This is a genomic window from Acidovorax temperans (assembly GCF_028596105.1).
Classification (GTDB): Bacteria; Pseudomonadota; Gammaproteobacteria; order Burkholderiales; family Burkholderiaceae_C; genus Acidovorax; species Acidovorax temperans.
Window position 1 is genome coordinate 1,172,865 of record NZ_CP117193.1, and the last position, 21,396, is coordinate 1,194,260.

Consider the following 21,396-nt stretch of genomic DNA (forward strand, 5'->3'; position numbering starts at 1 on the left):
GCTCAGCAAGCCTGAAAGCCGCTGAGAGGGCTGATGGAGTCAGCCTCTGCAGGGGTGAAGTTGGCTGGGCGCCTGGCCTTACCCGATTCTGATCCTCCGCGCCAAGGCCCCGGCAGTCAGAGGCTCATCGAGGGGCCACGCATCGGCCGCTTCGCCGTGTGCAAACACGGCCCGGATAGCCGCCTGTAATGGTGGCATGCCTGCGGCCAGCCCTGCGCCGATGAGCCCTGCGAGCACATCCCCTGTGCCCGCCGTGGCTAGCCTCCCATTGCCTGTGGGATTGATGTGCGGAATGTCGTCGGGGTGGGCAATGACCGTGCCGGACCCCTTGAGAGCCACTGTGCACTGGAATTTTTTTGCCAGTTCGCGGGCCGCCATGAGCCGGTGGGCTTGCACCTGTGCGGCTGTGGTGTGCAGCAGCCGCGCTGCCTCCAGCGGATGGGGTGTGAGAACTGTGGGGCGTTGCCTGGCGCTACGCGCTGTCAGCGCCTGTTGCAGGGCACCGTCGGTGCTGATGATGTTCAGTGCATCGGCGTCCAGCACCAGCGCCTGAGCCCGTTGCAGCACTGCAGGCAACACGGTGCGCACCTCCTGCCCGCCGCCGCAACCGCACACCACGCTGAGGCTTTCCAGTTCGAGTGCCTCAAATCGGCGCAGCATCAGTTCGGGTTGTGTGTGGATCTCGGTGGCGTGATCTTGGTCCAGCAGGCTGACCAGCACTCGGCCCGCTCCGCCGTGCAATGCTGCGGAGCCCGCCAGCAAGGCTGCGCCGGTCATCCCCATGCCGCGCAAGGCCAGACCTTCTCCACCCACAATGGCCACATCGCCATAGCTGCCCTTGTGGCTGGCGTGGCTACGGTGCCCGCGAGGGGGTGGGCCCGCCAGCCAGGCGGTGGGGGGCTCGTGGTTCAGCCCGGTCTCAGCGGTAGCTCCCAGGTCATGCCACCACACCTGCCCTGCGGCGTCCCTGCCGTGGGCGGTGAACAGTCCGGGCTTTAACGTCAACAGGCTCAGCGTGTAATGTGCTGTGCCGGGTTTCGTCGCCGTACTGTGAGTGGCAGGCTCCAGTCCGGGGGCGTACTGGCCTGTGTCGGCGTCAAGTCCAGAGGGCACATCCACCGCCAGCACGGGGGCCGCGCTACTGCGCAGTTGTGCCAACCACTGGGCAAGTACGCTGCCGTGTGCCGAGCCGGATGGTGTCTGCCTGGTGGATGACCGCACCCCAATGCCCAGCAGGGCGTCAATGCACAGGTCTTGCCCGGTCAGATCGGTGGGCGGCGTGTCGGTCCACACAATCTTCGCGCAGTGCCGGGCTTTTTCCCAGGACTGGCGCGCGTCGGGCGGTAATGTCTCGGTGGTGCCCAGCCAGCTGACGACAACTTTGCGCCCAGCGCGGGCCAAATGGTGCGCGGCCTCCAGCCCGTCTCCACCGTTGTTGCCTGGGCCGCAGGCAATCCAGATCGTGCGGGCATGCGGTGCAATGGCTTGCGCCAGTTGCGCCACAGCCAGGCCAGCACGCTGCATCAAGGTGTGCGGCGCCAACTGGGCGGCCATGGCTTGCTCCAGGCGGCGGGTGGCTTCGGTGTTGAACAGGGGGTAGGTTTGGTCGGGCGTGATGCGTTGCATGGCAAGGTCTTGCAGTCCCGCAGTTCACGGGAACTGCCGTACCCGACATTGTGCGTGCTGGCTGCGCCCATGGGGTGGGCGCAGCGTGGGTTCAGAAGCGCTGCGCTTCCAGCCCCTGCACGCTGATCTCTGGTGCGCGTTGGCTCAGCATGTCTGCCAAAGCGCGAGCGCAACCACAGGCCAGTGCCCAGCCACCCGCACCATGACCGGTGTTCAGCCAAATGCCGGGCAGGGCGGTGCCGCCCAGGGCAGGAGCGCCATCGGTCAGCGTAGGGCGGGCGCCGCGCCAGATTTGCAGCGGGCCCGACAACTGCGCCCCTCCCGGAAACCAGTCATTGACGGCCCGGTACAGCTTTTGGAGTGTGGCGTGGTGGTGGGCGGCCTGGGGCGATCCCAGTTCGGCGCCGCCGGTGATGCGCACGCGCTGGCCCTGGCGGGTGATGGTGATTTGCTCTTGCACGTCCAGTGCGCTGGTCAGCGGCGCATGGGTGGCTTCGCGCAAGGGGGCGCTCACTGAATAGCCGAACACCGGGGCCATGGGCAGCCGAATGCCGCGCGGGCGCAGCAGTGTGTGCGAGGCTGCGCCTGCGCACACCACCACGGCATCAAAACGGCGCATGTCGGGCTCGCCATCCACCCAGATTCCCGTGGGCTGGCTCGACAAGCTGGCCACCCGGGCATTGAAAACAAATTGCACCCCGGCCCCCTGCATGCCCTGGCGCAGCATTTGCGCGAACAGCCGGCAGTTGCCTGATACGGCATGGGGCAGCAACACGGCGCTGTGCAGCGGGGCCTCGGGCGAGAGACCGGGTTCGACTTGGCGGGCTGCATCTGCGTCCATGTCTTGCACTGCCGTACCCGCCTCGCGCATCCAGTCCAGCAGCGGCTGGTACTGCGCGCGTTGCCTGGCGGTGCGGAAAAACAGCAGTCGGCCCGTGCTGGCTTCAAAGTCCAGCTCGTGGCGCGCAGCAATCGCTTGCGTGCGTTCACGGCTGTAGCGGGCCAGGCTCTCGAGGGTGGACAGGGGCGTGTGGCTGCGGCGCCAGCGCCACAGCCAGGCCAGTTCGTGCAGCCCAGCCCCCTGGGCCAGACGAATGCCGGTGTGCGTGTGCCAAGGGCGCTGCGCTGTGGGGCTCGGTTTGCCCGCGATGGTGCAAGGGGTGGTCAGGTAGGGCGATAACAGGCCTGCGTTGGCAAAACTGGCTTCTTCCGCTGCTGCGCTGCGTTGTTCCAGCACGGTGACTTCATGGCCGTCGTGCGCCAACTCGTATGCAGTGGTGACGCCGATGATTCCGGCGCCCACGATGGCGATCTTCATGGATTAATAGCGAAATTGGGCTCTGGCGCTTTGTAGGTAAGCGCCAGCAGCTATTGTTTTTGTAGTAATTCTTCGATACGTTGGCCAACGTTCAAGACGGCATCGTCACGCCCTGCGGCGTGCCAGACCATCAAGCCCACGGGCAACTCGCCCCGCACATGGCAGGGCAGTGACAAGGCACACCCGTCCAGCATGTTGACCACGCTGGTATTGCGCAGCACCAGGGCGTTGGCCTGGAAGAAGGCAGCGTCACGCGCTTCCCCCGGGGCTACGTCAGACAGCAAGGGCGGCACGATGGCGACGGTGGGGGAGAGCAGGGCATCAAAGCCTGCAACCCGCGCTTCCATTCTTGATATCCACGCTTGCCTGGCGTGCTGCAGGTGGATGTAGTCGGCCGCGCTCATCGCTGCGCCGCGCTCGATCCGGCTGCGCACGCGCGGGTCGTATTGCTCGGCATGCCGGGCCAGCACCGGGCGATGCCAGGCGTAGCTTTCGGCGGCAGCCAGGCTGCCCTGCGCCTGCATGGGGCCCAGCTCGCCCGTTTCTGGCAAATCAATCGACTCGATCTGTGCGCCAGCCTGGCGCAGCAGGTCCAGCGTGCGCTGGAAGGCCGTGCTCACTGTGCCATCCAGTGCATCGAGAAATGTGTGGGTAGGCACGGCCAGCCGCCAGGCAGTCAAGGGGGCTGCGCTGCGGGCGACGCGGCGTGCGGCCAAAACCTCATGCACCACGATGGCATCGCGCACGCTGCGGGTCATGGCGCAGGCGGTGTCGAGGGTGGTGGACAGTGGCACGGCGCCAGTGGTGGGGACCAGGCGGGCTGTGCTTTTGAAACCAACAATGCCGTTGAACGCGGCAGGAATGCGAATCGACCCCCCGGTGTCTGAGCCCAGTGCTGCAAAACACGCACCGCTGGCTACCGACACTGCGGCGCCCGACGAAGACCCACCGGGCACTCGCGCTGCGCCAGGCAGGGGGCCAAAGCGGTAGTCGAACGCCGCGGGCGTTGGGAAATGTGGGTTGGTGCCGATGCCGGAGAAAGCGAATTCCACCATGTGCGTGCGGCCGACGATGCTGCCGCCAGCGGCCCGCAAACGTGCCACGGTGGGCGCATCGCTGGTTGCGGCGGGTGTGTCATGCAAGGCGAGGGAGCCTGCCGTAGTGACCTGCCCCGCCAAATCAAAAAGATCTTTGACAGAAACAGCCAGCCCAGCCAGCGGCAGGTGCGCTGTTTCTGTGTGGTGAAGGCGCTCGCGCTCGGCTTCAAAGCGCTCGGACACAAAGGCGTGGGCGGCGGCGGGGGCTTGCGCCAGGCGCATGGATTCGTCCATCACCTGGGCGGCAGTCAGGGCGCCCGCTTCTACCAAAGCCCGGGTTGCGATCAGGTCGGCTTGCATGGGTGTGCTAGAATCTTTGGGTTTTGCTGTATGCAGTGGCGCGTGGTCCTTTGGGCCTGAGCGCAGCAGGTGCGGCAAAGCCAATCGCAAACCAGCCCCGTCAAGGTGTTGTCACTTCAGCAGAAGTAACAAGTTATGGGGCTGGATTTTAGACCCAACCTTTGGAGTATTTTTATGTCCGTTACCATGCGCGAAATGCTGGAAGCCGGTGTCCACTTCGGTCACCAAACCCGCTTCTGGAACCCCAAGATGGCTCCCTACATCTTCGGCCATCGCAACAAGATTCACATCATCAACCTGGAAAAGTCGCTGCCACTGTTTCAGGAAGCCCAAAAGTTCGCCAAGCAACTGGCTGCCAACCGCGGCACGATTCTGATGGTCGGCACAAAGCGCCAAGCCCGTGAAATCCTCGCTACTGAAGCGCAACGCGCTGGCGTGCCTTTCGTGGACCAGCGCTGGTTGGGCGGCATGCTCACCAACTTCAAGACGGTGAAGACTTCCATCAAGCGCCTGAAGGACATGAAGGCCCAGCTGGAAACCGGCCTGGAAAACCTGAGCAAGAAAGAACAACTGACTTTCAGCCGCGAAATCGCCAAGCTGGAAAAAGACATCGGCGGCATCCAGGATATGGCTGCTTTGCCTGATGCCATCTTCATCATCGACGTGGGTTTCCACAAGATTGCTGTGGCCGAAGCCAAGAAGCTGGGCATTCCTCTGATCGGTGTGGTGGATACGAACCACTCCCCAGAAGGCATCGACTACGTGATCCCCGGTAACGATGACTCGGCCAAGGCTGTGACGCTGTACGCCCGCGGCATTGCTGACGCGATCATCGAAGGCCGCGCCAACGCTGTGAACGAAGTGGTGAAGGCTGCTGCTTCGGAAAGCACCGACGAATTCGTGGAAGTGCAAGAGTCGGCTGCCTAAGCACCCGACTGCGCGACTGCGGTCGCGAAGGAAAGCGGGGCTCCTGGTTAGCCCCCTTTTTTTATCCCGAGTTTTGAATACTTTGAACTGAATACGGAAGGAACACAGATGGCTGCAATTACCGCAAGCATGGTTGCTGAACTGCGTGGCAAGACCGACGCCCCCATGATGGAATGCAAGAAGGCTCTGACGGAAGCTGATGGCGACATGGCCAAGGCGGAAGAGCTGCTGCGCGTCAAGCTCGGCACCAAGGCGGGCAAGGCCGCTTCCCGCATCACCGCTGAAGGCGTGGTCGCCAGCTTCATCGACGGCACCACGGGTGCCCTGGTGGAAGTGAACAGCGAAACTGACTTCGTGTCCAAGAACGACAGCTTCATCGCCATGGCCAAGGCCGCAGCGGAGCTGGTCGCCAAGCACAAGCCTGCCAGCATTGAAGCCCTGGGCGCTCTGGCCTACGAGCAAGACAGCTTTGGCCCCACCCTGGAAGACGTGCGCAAGGGCCTGATCGGCAAGATCGGCGAAAACATGTCGTTCCGCCGCTTCCAGTACTTCTCTGGCTCCAAGCTGGCTTCTTACCTGCACGGCTCGCGCATTGGCGTGGTCGTCGAGTTCGAAGGCGACGAAGTGGCCGCCAAGGACGTGGCCATGCACATCGCTGCCATGAAGCCCGTGGCCCTGACCAGCGCTGACGTGCCTGCTGACCTGATCGCCAAGGAGCGTTCGGTGGCCGAAGGCAAGGCTGACGAAGCCAACAAGGAACTGATCGCTGCTGGCAAGCCTGCCCAAAGCGCTGAAATCACCGCCAAGCGCATCGATGGCGCAGTGCAGAAGTACCTGAAGGAAGTCTCGCTGGCTGACCAGGTCTTTGTGAAGGCTGCTGACGGCAAGCAAACTGTGGCCCAAATGCTCAAGGCCGCCAACACCACCGTGAAGAGCTTCACGCTGTACGTGGTGGGTGAAGGCATTGAGAAGAAGGTGGACGACTTTGCCGCTGAAGTGGCTGCACAAGTGGCCGCTGCCAAGGCTGCTGCCTAATCTTCCGACCCCGCTCAACCCCCAAACACCATCAACCATTGGAGAAACTGCCCATGACCATCGCCGCGCCAGCCCACAAGCGTATCTTGCTCAAGCTGTCCGGTGAGGCGCTGATGGGCGATGACTCCTTTGGTATCAACCGCGCCACCATCGTCCGCATGGTGGAGGAAATTGCTGATGTGACCCGCCTGGGTGTCCAGGTCGCGGTGGTGATTGGGGGGGGCAATATTTTTCGTGGTGTGGCGGGTGGCTCAGTCGGTATGGACCGAGCAACCGCTGACTACATGGGTATGCTGGCCACCGTGATGAACGCGCTGGCCCTGGCCGATGCCATGGACAAGCAGGGCCTCACCGCTCGTGTGATGTCTGCCATTGCGATTGAACAGGTGGTGGAACCCTATGTCCGCCCCAAGGCGCTCCAGTACCTCGAAGAAGGCAAAGTGGTGGTGTTCGCAGCAGGCACGGGCAACCCCTTCTTCACCACGGACACGGCTGCCGCTCTGCGTGGTGCCGAGATCGGCGCTGAAGTGGTACTCAAGGCAACGAAGGTGGACGGCGTTTATACTGCCGACCCTCACAAGGATCCCACTGCCACGCGTTACACGAAGCTCAGCTTTGATGAGGCCATGTCCCGCAATCTGGGCATCATGGACGCTACCGCATTTGCCTTGTGCCGTGATCAAAAACTGCCAGTGCGAGTGTTCTCCATCATCAAGCATGGCGCCCTGCGGCGCGTGGTGATGGGTGAGGACGAAGGTACGTTGGTGTACGCCTGACCTTCCCCAAGAACCCCAGCAGTCTCGCCCCAAGGAACCCATCATGACGATTGCCGATATCAAGAAAACCGCTGAAACCAAGATGGACCAGTCCATCGCAGCGTTCAAGAACAACCTGCAAAAAATCCGCACGGGCCGTGCCAACCCTGCTTTGCTGGACAGCATTCAGGTCGAGTACTACGGCTCCATGGTGCCCCTGAGTCAAGTGGCCAACGTGACCTTGCTCGACTCGCGCACCATCAGCGTCCAGCCCTGGGAAAAGGGCATGGGCGCCAAGATTGAAAAGGCCATCCGTGAAAGCGATCTGGGTCTGAATCCTGCCTCCATGGGCGAGTTGATCCGCGTCCCCATGCCACCCATGAGCGAAGAGCGCCGCAAGGAAATGACCAAGCTGGCCCGCAATGAGGGTGAAAGCGCCAAGATCGCCGTGCGCAACCTGCGCCGTGATGCCAACGAATCGGTCAAGAAGCTGGTCAAGGACAAGCTTGCTTCGGAAGACGACCAAAAGCGCGCAGAAACTGACGTTCAGAAGTTCACAGACAAGCATATTGCCGAGATCGATACTTTGGTCGCTGCCAAAGAACAAGAAATCATGGCGGTCTGAGCTCCCACTGCTGGAGCTGGCTGATCGTTGAAATGTCTGATTCCCCGGTGGTGCCACACCACATTGCCATCGTCATGGATGGCAACGGCCGCTGGGCCAAACGTCGTTTCCTGCCGCGTTTGGCGGGGCACAAGCAAGGGGTGGATTCGCTTCGTCGCTGCGTACGTGCGTGCGTGCAACGGGGCGTTTCCGTCCTGACCGTTTTTGCCTTTTCTTCTGAAAACTGGAACCGCCCGGCCGATGAGGTCTCGGGCCTCATGGAGCTCCTGGCGATGGCCCTGGGCCGAGAGGTTCCCCAGCTCAAGAAAGATGGCGTGCAGTTGCACTTTGTCGGGAGCCGCGAAGGTCTGTCTGCCAAAGTGAGTGAGGGCCTGGCCCAGGCGGAGGCCGCTACGGCTGACAACAACCGCCTCATCCTGAACGTGTGCTTCAACTACGGCGGCCGCTGGGACATCGCGCAAGCAGCAGCTGGCTTGGCCGCGAAGGGTATGCCCATCACCGAAGCAAGCCTGCACGCCGCCATGGGCATGTCGCACGTACCAGATCCTGATCTGATCATCCGCACCGGCGGAGAGATGCGCATCAGCAATTTTCTGCTGTGGCAGGCCGCATACTCCGAGCTGTTTTTCAGTGACCGTCTGTGGCCCGACTTCGATGAAGCCGCCTTGGACGAGGCATTGGATTCCTTCCAATCGCGTGAGCGCCGTTTTGGCAAAACCTCTGAACAAATAGCGTCCGCGCATCGTGATCCGATGCCGGGCTGAAAGGCCCCATGCTGCTACAGCGCGTCATCACTGCCCTGGTCCTGCTGGCCATCCTGCTGCCAGCGTTGTTCTATCCCTCCGTCACCCCTTTTGCCCTGGTGGTTCTGGTCTTTATGGCGGCTGGTGCCTGGGAGTGGGGGCGCTTGAATGGGCGTGGCAATGCAGCCGCCTTGGGCTTGTCGGCTGTGTGTTTGGCCTTATGTGCCGGCAGTTGGTGGGCTGGCTGGCTGGATCGCCCGTTGCCGCTGTTGTGGACGTTGGGCGGCGGGCTGTGGGTGGCATGCACCGCCTGGTTGTTGCGCGCCGGTGTGCCCGGCTGGCCGCTAATTCCGGCGCCCGTGCGCATCGGTTTGGGTGTGCTGGCGCTGTGGCTGGCCTGGCTTGCTGTGGTGCAGGCACGCATCCTCGGTATCAATTTCTTGTTGTCGGTACTCACCCTGGTGTGGGTGGCTGACATCTTTGCATATTTTGCCGGCCGGGCTTTTGGCCTGCGCTTCACCCGCAACAAGCTGGCGCCCTCCATTAGCCCTGGCAAGAGCTGGGAGGGGGTTTGGGGTGGTCTGGCGGGGGTGTTGTGCCTGGCCGTGGCCTGGGTTGTGGCTGACCGTTATTTTCAGGCGGACGTCGCCAGTTTTTATACCCGCCTGTATTCCGCGGGCTGGTGGTTCCTGGCCATCGCCGTGGTGTTCATGGTGGCCATGAGTGTGGCGGGCGATCTGGTCGAATCGCTGATTAAGCGCAGCGCGGGCGTGAAGGACAGCAGCGGGCTGCTGCCCGGCCATGGGGGCGTGCTTGACCGGGTTGACGCGTTGCTGCCAACGCTTCCCCTGGCGCTGATGCTCACCCGACTTATTTCTGTATGAAGCAAAAAATCACGGTTCTGGGCTCCACGGGGTCCATCGGAAAAAACACGCTCGACGTGGTGGCGAGGCACCCGGATCGCTACGAGGTCTTTGCGCTCAGCGCGGCGACCCAGGTCGATTTGATGCTGCAGCAGTGCGCCCAATTCAAGCCCCGCTTCGCTGTCATGGCGAGCGCTCCCCATTCGCAGTTGCTGGCAGAAAAAATCAAGCAAAATGGGCTTCAAACGTCCGTACTGCAAGCGCAAGGTGCTCTTGAAATCATAGCGTCTCACGAAGAGGTGGATGCCGTCATGGCCGCCATCGTGGGGGCTGCGGGCTTGTCGCCCTGCCTTGCTGCTGCCCGCGCGGGCAAACGCCTGTTGCTGGCCAACAAAGAGGCGCTGGTGGTGGGTGGTAATGTGTTCATGCGCGCTGTGCGCGAGGGCGGCGCCACCCTGCTGCCCATCGACAGCGAGCATTCAGCCATTTTTCAGTGCCTGCCTGAAGATCCTGCGTGTTGGGTCGACCGGGTGGACAGCATTTTGCTCACCGCTTCTGGCGGTCCGTTTCGTACCCGTGCGCCAGAGGCCTTGGCGCAGATCACCCCCGACCAGGCCTGCGCGCATCCCAATTTCTCCATGGGTCGAAAAATCTCGGTGGACTCCGCCACGATGATGAACAAGGCTTTGGAAGTCATCGAGGCACGCTGGCTTTTTGATTTGGCGCCTGAGCAGATCAAGGTGGTGATCCATCCGCAGCAGATCATCCATTCCATGGTTCAGTTCAAAGATGCGTCCATCCTGGCGCAACTGGGCACGCCCGACATGCGTGTGCCTATAGCTTGCGGTCTGGCCTGGCCCGAACGAATCGAGAGTGGGGCCAGCCGACTGGACTTTGCAGCGCTGGCGGCCCTCACGTTTGAAGAAGCGGATGTCCGGCGCTTTCCTGGATTGCATCTGTCGTGGCAGGCATTGAACGCTCCGGAAGGCACCACGGCGGTGCTGAACGCCGCGAATGAGGTGGCGGTGGAAGCCTTCCTGACGGGCAAACTGCGTTTTGACCATATCCATGCGGTCAACCTTGCAACTTTGGACGCGGTGCAGCCCTCCAAGCCGGATTCGCTGGAGTCCTTGCTGGCGCTGGATGCCGCCGCTCGTGTGGCTGCGCAACGTGCGGCTGCGGCTCTGGCGCTTTGACTGACTGTTTCTTCAGGAGCGTCTCATGCTGACCGTTGTTGCTTTTTTCGTGGCTCTGGGGCTTCTCATCGCCATCCATGAATATGGGCATTACCGGGTGGCGGTTGCCTGCGGTGTCAAGGTGTTGCGCTTTTCTGTGGGGTTTGGCAAACCGCTGTTCACCTGGAAGGGCAAGGGCTCCGATACGGAGTTTGTCATTGGCCTGTTCCCTTTGGGGGGGTATGTCCGCATGCTGGACGAGCGTGAGGCCCCTGTGGATCCTCACGAGCGCCACCTGGCGTTCAATACCCAGCCGTTGCGCTCCCGCGCTGCGATTGTTGCTGCTGGTCCTCTGGCCAACCTGCTGCTGGCTGTGTTGCTGTATTCCATCGTCAATTGGGGTGGCGTGCAAGAGCCCAAAGCCGTGTTATCGAGCCCTGTTGCCGGTTCGGTGGCGGACAAGGCTGGTTTGGTGGGTGGTGAGCTGGTGCGCCGGGCTGCGACGGGCGACGACGAGCTGGTGCCGATACGTTCGTTCGAAGAGCTGCGTTGGGTATTGACCCAAGGTGCTCTGGACGGCGAGCGTGTTCGCCTGGAGTTGCAAAACACGCCCAGCAGTTCACCGCGCGAAGTGGTGATGGATCTGTCTGTGCTGGATGTGCGCGATGCCGATGCCCAGCTCTTTAGAAAAATTGGAGTGATGGCCCCTTGGACGCGCCCATCCATTGGTGAAGTCATGCCAGGGGGAGCTGCTGAGCGTGCGGGGCTGCGCAACGGCGACGTGGTGCGCCGGGTAGGCAACACCAATGTGGTGGACGGAATGCAGCTGCGCGAGCTGATTCGTTCGTCGGTGCAAGAGGGCAAAGTGGCTCCACAGATCTGGATGGTGGAGCGCGGTGGGCAGATGCTGGAGTTGGAGGTGGTCCCAGATAACGTCAGGGACGGCAGCGTCTCCGTGGGGCGGATCAATGCCTATGTGGGGGATAGCCCCGAGATGGTTGAGGTGGACTACGGACTGTGGGAGGGCCTGGCCCGGGGCTTTGAGCGTACCTGGGATGTGTCAACTCTCACCTTGCGCATGATGGGGCGCATGCTGACTGGCGAGGCCTCGCTCAAGAACCTCAGCGGCCCTTTGACCATTGCTGACTATGCAGGCCGCTCCGCCGAGATGGGATTGATGCAGTACCTTGCCTACCTCGCGCTCATCAGCGTGAGCCTGGGCGTGCTGAACCTGTTACCTCTGCCAGTGCTCGATGGCGGGCACCTGATGTATTATCTTTGGGAGGGAGTCACTGGCAAAAGTGTCTCCGACACCTGGATGGAATACCTCCAGCGTGGCGGCGTGGCAGTGCTTGCCTTGATGATGTCTATCGCTCTTTTTAACGATATCTCCCGATACCTCGCCAAACTTCTGGCCGTATTTGCCTAGCCATATCGGCTTCAGTTCCATTCATGAAAAAACACATCACTCGCCTTGGCGTGCGCACCGCCTCTGCCGTTGCAGCCATGGTATTTGTTGCCAACGCTGCGTGGGCCCTGGAGCCTTTCAAGGTTCAGGACATCCGCGTGGAAGGCCTGCAGCGCGTGGAACCGGGAACCATCTTCGCTTCCATGCCGCTGCGCGTGGGCGACGATTACAACGATGACAAGGGCGCTGCGGCCATCCGCGCGCTGTTTGCCCTGGGGCTTTTCAAGGACGTGCGCCTTGAGGCGTCCGGCAACGTTCTTGTGGTGGTGGTGGAAGAGCGTCCTACCATTGCCGACGTAGAGTTTGCGGGCACGCGTGAATTCGACAAGGAAGTCCTCAAGAAAGCCATGCGGGATGTGGGTCTGACCGAGGGTCGTCCATTCGACAAGGCGCTGGCCGACCGCGCGGAGCAGGAGCTCAAGCGCCAGTACATCAACCGCAGCCTGTACGGCGCTGAAGTCGTCACCACCGTCACGCCCATTGAGCGCAATCGGGTGAACCTGACATTCACGGTGGTGGAAGGCGAGCCAGCACGCATCAAGGAAGTCCGCATCAACGGCAACAAGGCTTTCAGTGAGTCCACCCTGAAGGGTTTGTTTGACCAGGATACGGGCGGCTGGCTCAGCTGGTACACCAAGTCTGACCGCTACTCGCGCACCAAGCTCAATGCTGACCTGGAAACGCTGCGTTCCTACTATCTGCAGCGCGGCTATCTTGAGTTCCGCGTGGATTCCACACAGGTGGCGATTTCTCCCGACAAGCAGGACATCACCATCACCGTCAACGTCACGGAAGGTGAGCGGTTTGTGGTAGCAGGCGTCAAGCTCGAAGGCAATTACTTGGGGCGTGAAGACGAGTTCAAGTCGCTGGTTTCCATCCGTGCGGGCGAACCTTACAACGCTGACCAGGTCGCAGAAACCACCAAGGCGTTTTCGGAGTACTTCGGCCGTTTTGGGTTTGCATTTTCGCGTGTCGAGGCGGTGCCGGAAATTGACCGTGAAAACAACCGCGTGACGCTGGTATTGCAGGCCGAGCCTTCACGCCGTGCCTATGTGCGCAAGATCAACGTGAGCGGCAACAACCGCACGCGTGATGAAGTCATTCGCCGTGAATTCCGCCAATATGAAGCAGCCTGGTACGACGGTGAGCGCATTCGCTTGTCCCGCGACCGCGTGGACCGTCTGGGCTTTTTCACCGAAGTGAATGTGGAGACCCAGGATGTACCTGGCTCTCCCGACCAGGTGGATCTCGTGGTCAACGTGACCGAGAAGCCCACCGGTTCGCTGCAATTGGGCGCAGGTTTCTCCAGTGCCGAAAAGGTCGCGCTGTCGTTCGGTATCAAGCAGGAAAACTTCTTTGGCTCGGGCAACTACCTGGGTATCGACGTCAACACCAGCAAGTACCGCCGTACCCTGGTGTTCAGCACCACCAACCCCTACTTCACCCAGGACGGCATTTCGCGCACGGTGGATTTGTATTACCGCACCGACAAGCCTTACGAAGTCCAGGGTGGTAACTACGAGCTGGTGACCACGGGTGCGTCGATGCGCTTTGGTATCCCGTTCAGTGAGACGGACACGGTCTTCTTTGGTGGTGGTTTTGAACAGACCCAGATCAAGGCAGGTACCAATATCCCCGCCACCTATCTGGCCTATGCCAATACGTATGGCGCTACCAGCAACTCCATTCCCCTGACCGTTGGCTGGTCGCGCGACGACCGTGACAGCGCCTTGGCTCCCAACTCCGGGCGTTACCAACGTCTGAACTCGGAGTGGTCGGTGGCGGGTGATGCGCGCTACGTGCGGGGTAACTACCAGTACCAGCAGTACATCCCGCTGAACAAGCGCTTCACCGTGGCGTTTAACGGGGAACTGGGCTACGGCAAGGGGCTGAATGGCCGCCCATTCCCGGTGTTCAAGAACTTCTATTCGGGCGGCTTGGGTTCGGTGCGCGGCTTCGACCAGGGAACCCTGGGTCCGCGTGACGTGACCGGCGCTTCCTTGGGTGGCCCGAAGAAGGTGACCCTCAATGCCGAGGTGATCGCGCCATTCCCAGGCGCTGGCAACGACCGTACGCTGCGTGTGTTCACATTCGTGGACGTGGGCAATGTGTACGGTGAAAACCAGAAGGTGACTTTCAGCGACATGCGAGCCTCTGCAGGGCTCGGTTTGAGCTGGATCTCGCCCATGGGGCCGCTGCGCCTTGCCTTTGCCCAGCCAGTGCGTAAGTTCGCTGGCGATAAAATCCAGAAACTGCAATTCCAGATTGGAACGTCTTTCTAATGAAATCCCTTTTTCGTCAGACATCTTTGGCCCTGTTGATCGGTACTGCTGCGTTGGCCCCCTCGGTTCAGGCGCAAGAGTTCAAGGCAGGTTTTGTCAATACGGATCGTATCTTCCGTGAAGCCAACACAGCCAAGACAGCGCAAGCCAAGTTGGAGCAGGAATTCGCCCGCCGCGAGAAAGAACTGGTGGACATCGGCAATTCCCTGAAGTCCGCCACCGAGAAGTTCGAGCGTGAAGCGCCCACGATGGCTGAGAGCCAGCGCACGACGCGCCAGCGCCAGCTGGTGGACCAAGACCGCGACTTTCAGCGCAAGCGCCGTGAGTTCCAGGAAGACCTGAGCGCCCGCAAGAATGAAGAGCTGGCACAGGTGCTGGAACGCGCCAACCGGGTTGTCAAGCAAGTGGCCGAGGCTGAGAAGTACGACGTCATCCTGCAAGAAGCCGTCTACATCAACCCCAAGCACGACATCACCGACAAGGTGATCAAGGCTTTGAATGCGGCCAAATAATTGGACGCAGCAGGTGGTGGCGTGAGCTTGCTACTGGGGCACATCGTTGATGTGCTGGGGGGCTCGCTGGAAGGCGGTGCAAGTGACACCGCCATCCACCGCATAGCGCCACTGGAGTTTGCGGGGCCGGGTGACATCAGTTTTCTGAGTCACCCGCGCTACCAACAACAACTGGCCGCCTCACAGGCGGCCTGTGTCATTGTGGCGCCCGCCATGCGCGATGCTGCCTTGGCGCGTGGCGCATGCATTGTGGTGGACAACCCCTACGTGTACTTCGCACGGGTCACGCAGCTTTGGAAGCAGCGGCACATGCCTGCGCGTAGCGCGGGGGTCCACCCCAGTGCTGTGGTAGATCCCTCGGCGCAGATTCACCCTACGGCGACTGTCGGGCCTCTGTGCGTGGTCGAACGCGGCGCTGTGGTAGGTGAAGGCTCGGTGCTCACGTCCCGGGTCACGCTGGGCGAAAACTGCCAGGTCGGTGCGCGTTGCCTGCTGCATCCGGGGGTGGTCATCGGCGCAGATGGTTTTGGCTTTGCTCCCCACCAGGGGGCTTGGGTCAAGATCGAACAGCTGGGGGCCGTGCGCATTGGTGACGATGTGGAAATCGGCGCCAACACGTGCATTGATCGTGGAGCTCTGCAGGACACGGTGATTGAAGACGGTGTGAAGCTCGACAATCTGATCCAGATCGGGCACAACGTGCGCATCGGTCGCCACTCGGCCATGGCCGGGTGCGTGGGGGTGGCGGGCAGTGCAACGATTGGCGCTCATTGCACCGTGGGTGGCGGCGCCATCGTGCTGGGGCATCTGGAGCTGGCGGACAACGTGCACGTGTCGGCGGCAACGGTGGTGACCCGCTCGCTCACGCGGGCAGGCCAGTACACGGGCATGTTCCCCATCGACGACAATGCGAAGTGGGAAAAGAACGCTGCAACACTGAAACAACTGCACAGTCTGCGCGAGCGCATCAAGGCGCTTGAGCAGGCTCTTAAAGCAGCATGAACGGAAGAACAACTCGATGATGGATATTCACGCAATTCTCAAGCAACTGCCCCACCGCTACCCGTTTTTGCTGGTGGACCGTGTGCTTGAGCTCCAGCGCAATGAGCGCATTCTGGCCATCAAGAATGTGACCTTCAACGAGCCATATTTCATGGGCCATTTCCCAGGCCGCCCTGTGATGCCCGGGGTGCTGATTCTGGAAGCCCTGGCCCAGGCTGCGGGCCTGCTGGCGTTTGATGCCATGGGCCAGGTGCCGGATGAGAACAACATCTACTACTTCGTCGGCATTGATGGTGCGCGCTTCAAGCGGCCCGTGGAGCCCGGTGATCAGCTGCACCTTGAGATCACCATTGATCGCGTGCGCGCCGGTATCTGGAAGTTCAAGGGCGTGGCCCGCGTGGGCGACGAAGTGGCTTGCGAAGCCGAGCTGATGTGCACCATGCGTGCCGTGGGTTGATGTTGACCGACCGTGAGCAATATCCACGCAACCGCCATCGTTGACCCCGCCGCCCGTATTGATCCGACGGCGACGATTGGGCCCTATGCGGTGATCGGCCCTGAGGTTTCCATCGGCGCGCGCACTACGGTGGGTGCCCACTGTGTGATCGAGGGGCGCACCACCATCGGTGAGGACAACCGGATCTTCCAGTTCGCTTCGCTGGGCGCGCAACCTCAAGACAAAAAATATGCAGGTGAGCCGACCGAACTGGTCATCGGCCACCGCAACACCATTCGCGAGTTCTGCACGTTCAATACCGGCACTGTGCAAGACCGTGCGGTCACGCGGGTGGGAGACGACAACTGGATCATGGCCTACGTGCACATTGCGCACGATTGCCAGGTGGGGAACCAGACCACCCTCGCCAACAACACGACCTTGGCAGGCCATGTGGACGTGGGCGACTGGGCCACGGTGGGCGGCCTCACGGGCGTGCTGCAACGCATGCGCATTGGCGCCCACACCATGATCGGCTTTGCAAGCCACGTGGGCAAAGATGTGCCGCCCTTCATGGTGGTGGATGGCAATCCGCTGGCTGTGCGCGGTGTCAATCTGGTGGGTTTGCGCCGCCGCGCTTTCTCCGATGAGCGCATTGCGGCCATCCGCGAAATGCACAAGCTGCTGTACCGCCAGGGCCTGACGCTGGAGCAGGCGCGCGCCGCCATCATGGCGCTGCCCGAGAAGATGCCGCAGGCGCGGGACGATGTGGCGTTGATGGACGCTTTCATCGCGGGCTCCAGCGCAGGCATTGCCCGCTGAGGGGGTGTTGATGGCATCCCATCCTCGCATCGCAATGGTGGCGGGCGAGGCCTCTGGCGATTTGCTGGCAGGCCTGCTGCTCGATGGCCTGCAGGCCCGCTGGCCCGAATTACAAGCCAAAGGTATTGGTGGGCCCCAGATGGCCCGCCGGGGCTTTGAATGCCTGTGGCCCAGCGAAAAGCTGGCCGTGCACGGCTACAGCATGGAAGTCCTGCGCCGATTGCGCGAGCTGTTGGGTATTCGCAAACAACTGCGTGACCAATTGCTGCGCGAACGCCCAGGGGTGTTCATTGGCGTGGACGCCCCGGATTTCAACCTGGGGCTGGAGGCAGACCTGCGCGCCGCGGGCATCAAAACGGTGCACTTTGTGTGCCCCTCGATCTGGGCCTGGCGCGCGGAGCGCGTGGAGAAAATCCGGCGCAGCGCCGACCATGTCTTGTGCATCTTCCCGTTCGAGCCTGAATTGCTGGCCAAGCACGGTATTGCGGCGACCTACGTGGGGCATCCGCTGGCCAATGTCATCCCCCGGGTGCCAGACCGCGCTGGTGCGCGCGCCGCGCTGGGCTTTGCCCCTGAAGACGAGGTGCTGGCCATTTTGCCGGGCAGCCGCTCGGCCGAGGTGCAGTACATCGCTCCACCGTTCTTTTCGGCTGCAGCGCTTATCCATCAAGCGCGGCCAGCTACAAAATTCATAGTGCCTGCCGTTCCGTTGTTGCAGGCGCGTATCGAGCAACTGGTGCGCTCTGCCGGGCTGGAGGGGGTCGTGCGCGTCGTCACCGGGCAATCCCACACGGTGTTGGCGGCATGCGATGCGACCCTGATTGCCAGCGGCACGGCCACGCTGGAGGCCGCGCTGTTCAAGCGCCCCATGGTGATTGGCTACCACATGCACCCTTTGAGCTGGTGTCTCATGCGCCGCAAGCAGCTGCAGCCTTGGGTGGGCTTGCCCAACATCCTGTGCGGTGAATTCGTGGTGCCTGAGTTGATCCAGGACGCTGCCACTCCCGAGGCCCTGTGCGCGGCCACCCTGCAATGGCTGCAGGCCCGAGAAAACCAACCCGAAAAAATCCTGGCCCTGGAGCAGCGCTTTGATGCCCTGCACGAAAGCCTGCAACGCAACACCTCCCAACTAGCCGCCCATGCGATCGAAAAAGTCCTCGCTGCCTGAGCAGGTCAGTTTGCCCTGGCACCCGCCTGGCCTGGTTGCGGGTGTGGACGAAGCTGGGCGCGGTCCGCTGGTGGGCCCCGTGGTCGCGGCGGCCGTCATCCTGGACGATCTGCGTCCGATTGCCGGCCTGGCGGATTCGAAAAAGCTCACCGAAGCCCGGCGCGAAAAGCTGTTCGATGAAATCCGTGCCAAGGCCTTGTGCTGCAGCATCGCCGAGGCCAGCGTGGAAGAAATCGACCAGCTCAACATCCTGCAAGCCACCATGCTGGCCATGCGCCGTGCGGTGCAGGGCCTGCGCCTGAAGCCCGTGATGGTGCTGGTCGATGGCAACCGCATTCCCACCCTGGACATTCCGGCCGAGGCCATCGTCAAAGGCGATGCGTTGGTGCAGTCCATTTCTGCGGCGTCCATCTTGGCCAAGGTGCACCGTGACCGCTGGTGCCGCCAGGTGCACGAGCAATACCCGCAATATGGTTTTGCCGGACACAAAGGCTACGGCACCGCGGCCCACATGGCGGCGCTGCAAGCCCATGGGGCATCGATCTATCACCGTCGCTCCTTTGCGCCAGTGGCCAAGGTGCTGGCTTCGGCCGCAGAAAGAACGCCTGCATGACATCCTCCGCCGTCACCCTGATCCAGTCGCGCGACAACGCGTTGGTCAAAGACCTGCGCCGCCTGGCGCAAGACACCACGGCTTACCGCAAGCAAGGCCGGGTCTGGCTGGAGGGTGACCACCTCTGCCGCGCCGCGCTGGAGCGTGCCGTACGCCCAGCCATGGCCGTATTTTCAGAGTCATATTGGCCGCAATGGCAGCACGAGAAAGCGCTGGCAGCTATCAAAATCATAGTGATGCCAGATGCGCTTTTCAAGGACATCAGCGGGCTGGAATCGCCGGCGGGCATGGGCTTTCTGTGGGATCTGCCCGCTGCGCAGCCGCTGGACCCGCTGGCCGCCACGGTCGTGCTGGATCGGGTGCAGGACGCGGGCAATGTGGGCTCCATCTTGCGCAGCGCCTCTGCGTTTGGCTTTCGGCAGGTGCTGGCCGTCAAAGGCAGTGCGGCCCTGTGGTCGCCCAAGGTGTTGCGCGCCGGCATGGGGGCCCACTTTGCACTGAACCTGGTCGAAGGCGTGAGCGAGGAAGATCTGGCTGCGCTGCAGATACCGCTGGTGGTGACCAGCTCCCACGGCGGCAGCTACTTGCACCAGGCCGATCTGCCCTGGCCTTGTGCCTGGGTCATGGGGCATGAAGGGCAGGGCGTGGCCCCGTCGCTGGAGGCCCGCTCATCCTTGCGCATCCGCATCGCGCAACCTGGCGGTGAAGAGTCTTTGAACGTGGCGGCGGCGGCAGCCATCTGCCTGCACGCCAGCGGGGCTGCGCGTTGAGGTAACGGACTTTGCCCAGGCACCGCGCGGGGCAAATCACGGCTTTGTTACCGGAAATCCATGTTGCGGCGCATCATTTTGCATCGTGGTTTAGAGGTGTGCGGGTATAATCGGGGGCTTTTCTCGCAACAGCGTCGCCCGACCGCACCCAAAGCAATAAACCATCTGAGAGCAGCCATTGGCACTCGCCCTGCGAGTGGCTAGCAGGCGCCGGGCGACCGTAACCATCCGGAGAACCCAGTGCTTTTGTCTATCCAGGGAACCTTCCCGCCCGCCATCCTGGCGCTCGCAGACGGCACGGTCTTTATCGGCAATTCGATCGGTGCCACCGGCACCACCGTCGGCGAAGTGGTTTTCAACACCGCTATCACCGGCTACCAGGAAATCCTCACCGACCCCAGCTACTGCCAGCAGATCGTCACCCTGACGTACCCGCACATCGGCAATTACGGGGTCAACGCAGAGGACGTCGAAGCTGACAAGGTCCACGCCGCAGGCCTCATCATCAAAGATCTGCCATTGCTGGCCAGCAACTTCCGCCAGTCGGAAACGCTGTCGCAGTACCTGGTGCGCGAGAACACCGTTGCCATCGCCAACATCGACACCCGCAAGCTCACCCGCTTGCTGCGCAGCAAGGGCGCGCAAAACGGCGCCATTGTTGGCTTGGCTGCCGGTCAGGCAGTCACTCAGGCGTTGATTGACGAAGCGGTTGCCAAAGCCAAGGCTGCTCCCAACATGGCGGGCCTGGACTTGGCCAAGGTGGTCACTACTGCCCAGCGCTACGAGTGGACGCAGACCGAGTGGAAGCTCGGCTCGGGTTACGGTGAGCTGACTGCCCCTCAGTTTCACGTGGTCGCTTACGACTTCGGCGTGAAGAAGAACATCTTGCGCATGCTGGCCGAACGCGGCTGCAAGGTGACCGTGGTGCCTGCAAAGACGCCCGCTGCCGATGTGTTGGCGCTGAACCCCGATGGCGTGTTCCTCTCCAACGGCCCCGGCGACCCAGCGCCTTGCGACTACGCCATTGAAGCTGCTCGTACGCTGATGGACAGCGGAGTGCCCACCTTCGGTATCTGCCTGGGCCACCAGATCATGGCCCTTGCCTCCGGCGCCAAGACCTTCAAGATGGCCAATAGCCACCATGGTGCCAACCACCCTGTGAAGGATCTGGATACTGGCCGTGTCAGCATCACCAGCCAGAACCACGGTTTTGCGGTGGACATGGATTCGCTGCCCGCCACGCTGCGCCCCACCCACATCAGCCTGTTTGACGGCACGCTGCAAGGCCTGGAGCGCACCGACAAGCCTGCCTTCTGCTTCCAGGGTCACCCCGAAGCATCGCCCGGCCCGCACGATATCGCCTACCTGTTTGACCGCTTCACCCGCGCGATGCAGGCTGCAAAAGCCGCGTAAGCGGATCGCTCCGAGAAGGTCCTGTTCTATGAAGTTGTTCAGTTTTCCGGCGGCTTCGCTTGAAAAAGCGATCCACAAGCGCGTTCTGACCTTGCCCTCTCCTCACAAGGAGTGGTTCACCGAACGCTGGGCGCAAAAGCCCTACAAAAAGGCGTTTGTGGAAAACAAGGCGATGCCGCTCGTGACCTTGGTGGCCAAAGGCAAAACCTGGGACGACGCCACGTTTGCCGAAGCCATGCAGGACTGGGACGTCACCTTTTATGAGGCCGAAACCGAGGTGCTGCGCCCGCTGATTCAGGGCGACGGTCTTCTGCAGTTGATGCAAAAGAACCTGCCGCCCGAGCGCGTACAGGCCCTTCTCGACAAGCTGACACTGCGGCGCGACGCGATTGCCGCCGCCTCCACCACCAGCCCGGAGGCCCCTGCCTCCCAGGGCCAATGAACGC

Annotated in this window: 21 protein-coding genes; 18 read left to right on the plus strand and 3 right to left on the minus strand. The window is 62.0% G+C overall.

All coding sequences use genetic code 11. The annotated features are described in order from the left end of the window. Positions 1-78: 78 nt before the first annotated feature. The 3 genes from PQV96_RS05490 to PQV96_RS05500 form a co-directional block, all read right to left on the minus strand. Complete coding sequence (locus PQV96_RS05490; protein WP_273624783.1) at positions 79-1,626, minus strand: NAD(P)H-hydrate dehydratase; 1,548 nt, start codon at positions 1,624-1,626, stop codon at positions 79-81. 91 nt (positions 1,627-1,717) lie between these two features. Then, a complete protein-coding gene (locus PQV96_RS05495; RefSeq protein WP_273624784.1) occupies positions 1,718-2,944 on the minus strand; it encodes an FAD-dependent oxidoreductase in 1,227 nt (408 codons plus the stop codon). A gap of 50 nt (positions 2,945-2,994) precedes the next feature. Then, positions 2,995-4,341 (minus strand): amidase, encoded by a 1,347-nt coding sequence (locus PQV96_RS05500; RefSeq protein ID WP_273624785.1) that lies wholly within the window; start codon positions 4,339-4,341, stop codon positions 2,995-2,997. Between the two features lie 174 nt (positions 4,342-4,515). Between PQV96_RS05500 and rpsB the strand changes: the two genes are divergently transcribed. From rpsB to PQV96_RS05590, 18 genes are all read left to right on the plus strand, one after another. Next, positions 4,516-5,268, plus strand: a complete 753-nt coding sequence (rpsB, locus tag PQV96_RS05505) for a 30S ribosomal protein S2 (RefSeq protein WP_273624786.1) — start codon at positions 4,516-4,518, stop codon at positions 5,266-5,268. A 108-nt stretch (positions 5,269-5,376) separates the two neighbouring features. Beyond that, complete coding sequence (gene tsf, locus PQV96_RS05510) at positions 5,377-6,303, plus strand: translation elongation factor Ts (RefSeq protein ID WP_044396877.1); 927 nt, start codon at positions 5,377-5,379, stop codon at positions 6,301-6,303. Between the two features lie 53 nt (positions 6,304-6,356). Next, complete coding sequence (pyrH, locus tag PQV96_RS05515; protein WP_044396902.1) at positions 6,357-7,079, plus strand: UMP kinase; 723 nt, start codon at positions 6,357-6,359, stop codon at positions 7,077-7,079. Positions 7,080-7,122: 43 nt separating this feature from the next. Continuing rightward, positions 7,123-7,683 carry a ribosome recycling factor gene (gene frr / locus PQV96_RS05520; protein ID WP_044396876.1) on the plus strand — a complete coding sequence of 187 codons (561 nt, stop codon included), beginning with the start codon at positions 7,123-7,125 and terminating at the stop codon, positions 7,681-7,683. Positions 7,684-7,715: 32 nt separating this feature from the next. After that, the gene (uppS, locus tag PQV96_RS05525; RefSeq protein ID WP_207373275.1) at positions 7,716-8,447 is read left to right on the plus strand and encodes a polyprenyl diphosphate synthase; all 732 of its coding nucleotides are present in this window, start codon (positions 7,716-7,718) and stop codon (positions 8,445-8,447) included. Positions 8,448-8,455: 8 nt separating this feature from the next. Continuing rightward, positions 8,456-9,310 (plus strand): phosphatidate cytidylyltransferase, encoded by an 855-nt coding sequence (locus PQV96_RS05530; RefSeq protein WP_207373274.1) that lies wholly within the window; start codon positions 8,456-8,458, stop codon positions 9,308-9,310. Beyond that, entirely contained in the window at positions 9,307-10,485 is a 1,179-nt protein-coding gene (ispC, locus tag PQV96_RS05535; RefSeq protein WP_207373273.1) for a 1-deoxy-D-xylulose-5-phosphate reductoisomerase, read from the plus strand. The genes PQV96_RS05530 and ispC overlap by 4 nt, the downstream gene beginning before the upstream one ends. A gap of 25 nt (positions 10,486-10,510) precedes the next feature. Next, a complete protein-coding gene (rseP, locus tag PQV96_RS05540) occupies positions 10,511-11,893 on the plus strand; it encodes an RIP metalloprotease RseP (RefSeq protein ID WP_207373272.1) in 1,383 nt (460 codons plus the stop codon). A 23-nt stretch (positions 11,894-11,916) separates the two neighbouring features. After that, positions 11,917-14,214, plus strand: a complete 2,298-nt coding sequence (gene bamA, locus PQV96_RS05545) for an outer membrane protein assembly factor BamA (RefSeq protein WP_207373271.1) — start codon at positions 11,917-11,919, stop codon at positions 14,212-14,214. Beyond that, positions 14,214-14,726 carry an OmpH/Skp family outer membrane protein gene (locus PQV96_RS05550; protein WP_066787123.1) on the plus strand — a complete coding sequence of 171 codons (513 nt, stop codon included), beginning with the start codon at positions 14,214-14,216 and terminating at the stop codon, positions 14,724-14,726. Before bamA ends, PQV96_RS05550 begins: the two co-directional genes overlap by 1 nt. Positions 14,727-14,747: 21 nt before the next feature. After that, a complete protein-coding gene (lpxD, locus tag PQV96_RS05555) occupies positions 14,748-15,728 on the plus strand; it encodes a UDP-3-O-(3-hydroxymyristoyl)glucosamine N-acyltransferase (RefSeq protein ID WP_207373270.1) in 981 nt (326 codons plus the stop codon). Between the two features lie 16 nt (positions 15,729-15,744). Beyond that, entirely contained in the window at positions 15,745-16,185 is a 441-nt protein-coding gene (fabZ, locus tag PQV96_RS05560; protein ID WP_044396868.1) for a 3-hydroxyacyl-ACP dehydratase FabZ, read from the plus strand. Positions 16,186-16,197: 12 nt separating this feature from the next. Next, entirely contained in the window at positions 16,198-16,986 is a 789-nt protein-coding gene (gene lpxA, locus PQV96_RS05565) for an acyl-ACP--UDP-N-acetylglucosamine O-acyltransferase (protein ID WP_044396866.1), read from the plus strand. 10 nt (positions 16,987-16,996) lie between these two features. Then, complete coding sequence (gene lpxB / locus PQV96_RS05570; RefSeq protein WP_273624787.1) at positions 16,997-18,154, plus strand: lipid-A-disaccharide synthase; 1,158 nt, start codon at positions 16,997-16,999, stop codon at positions 18,152-18,154. After that, the gene (gene rnhB, locus PQV96_RS05575) at positions 18,126-18,767 is read left to right on the plus strand and encodes a ribonuclease HII (protein WP_044396863.1); all 642 of its coding nucleotides are present in this window, start codon (positions 18,126-18,128) and stop codon (positions 18,765-18,767) included. Before lpxB ends, rnhB begins: the two co-directional genes overlap by 29 nt. Next, positions 18,764-19,537, plus strand: a complete 774-nt coding sequence (locus tag PQV96_RS05580) for a TrmH family RNA methyltransferase (RefSeq protein WP_273624788.1) — start codon at positions 18,764-18,766, stop codon at positions 19,535-19,537. The genes rnhB and PQV96_RS05580 overlap by 4 nt, the downstream gene beginning before the upstream one ends. A gap of 240 nt (positions 19,538-19,777) precedes the next feature. Then, complete coding sequence (gene carA, locus PQV96_RS05585; protein ID WP_142081490.1) at positions 19,778-20,950, plus strand: glutamine-hydrolyzing carbamoyl-phosphate synthase small subunit; 1,173 nt, start codon at positions 19,778-19,780, stop codon at positions 20,948-20,950. A gap of 28 nt (positions 20,951-20,978) precedes the next feature. Beyond that, complete coding sequence (locus PQV96_RS05590; protein ID WP_207373267.1) at positions 20,979-21,392, plus strand: hypothetical protein; 414 nt, start codon at positions 20,979-20,981, stop codon at positions 21,390-21,392. Positions 21,393-21,396: the final 4 nt, after the last annotated feature.

Coding starts and splice junctions, on each gene's coding strand:
- lpxB (WP_273624787.1), top strand. CDS start 16,997: ATGGCATCCCATCCTCGCATCGCAATGGTGGCGGGCGAGGCCTCTGGC.
- ispC (WP_207373273.1), top strand. CDS start 9,307: ATGAAGCAAAAAATCACGGTTCTGGGCTCCACGGGGTCCATCGGAAAA.
- frr (WP_044396876.1), top strand. CDS start 7,123: ATGACGATTGCCGATATCAAGAAAACCGCTGAAACCAAGATGGACCAG.
- pyrH (WP_044396902.1), top strand. CDS start 6,357: ATGACCATCGCCGCGCCAGCCCACAAGCGTATCTTGCTCAAGCTGTCC.
- PQV96_RS05495 (WP_273624784.1), bottom strand. CDS start 2,944: ATGAAGATCGCCATCGTGGGCGCCGGAATCATCGGCGTCACCACTGCA.
- uppS (WP_207373275.1), top strand. CDS start 7,716: ATGTCTGATTCCCCGGTGGTGCCACACCACATTGCCATCGTCATGGAT.
- rnhB (WP_044396863.1), top strand. CDS start 18,126: ATGCGATCGAAAAAGTCCTCGCTGCCTGAGCAGGTCAGTTTGCCCTGG.
- rseP (WP_207373272.1), top strand. CDS start 10,511: ATGCTGACCGTTGTTGCTTTTTTCGTGGCTCTGGGGCTTCTCATCGCC.
- PQV96_RS05590 (WP_207373267.1), top strand. CDS start 20,979: ATGAAGTTGTTCAGTTTTCCGGCGGCTTCGCTTGAAAAAGCGATCCAC.
- bamA (WP_207373271.1), top strand. CDS start 11,917: ATGAAAAAACACATCACTCGCCTTGGCGTGCGCACCGCCTCTGCCGTT.
- PQV96_RS05580 (WP_273624788.1), top strand. CDS start 18,764: ATGACATCCTCCGCCGTCACCCTGATCCAGTCGCGCGACAACGCGTTG.
- PQV96_RS05500 (WP_273624785.1), bottom strand. CDS start 4,341: ATGCAAGCCGACCTGATCGCAACCCGGGCTTTGGTAGAAGCGGGCGCC.
- rpsB (WP_273624786.1), top strand. CDS start 4,516: ATGTCCGTTACCATGCGCGAAATGCTGGAAGCCGGTGTCCACTTCGGT.
- fabZ (WP_044396868.1), top strand. CDS start 15,745: ATGATGGATATTCACGCAATTCTCAAGCAACTGCCCCACCGCTACCCG.
- PQV96_RS05490 (WP_273624783.1), bottom strand. CDS start 1,626: ATGCAACGCATCACGCCCGACCAAACCTACCCCCTGTTCAACACCGAA.
- PQV96_RS05550 (WP_066787123.1), top strand. CDS start 14,214: ATGAAATCCCTTTTTCGTCAGACATCTTTGGCCCTGTTGATCGGTACT.
- PQV96_RS05530 (WP_207373274.1), top strand. CDS start 8,456: ATGCTGCTACAGCGCGTCATCACTGCCCTGGTCCTGCTGGCCATCCTG.
- tsf (WP_044396877.1), top strand. CDS start 5,377: ATGGCTGCAATTACCGCAAGCATGGTTGCTGAACTGCGTGGCAAGACC.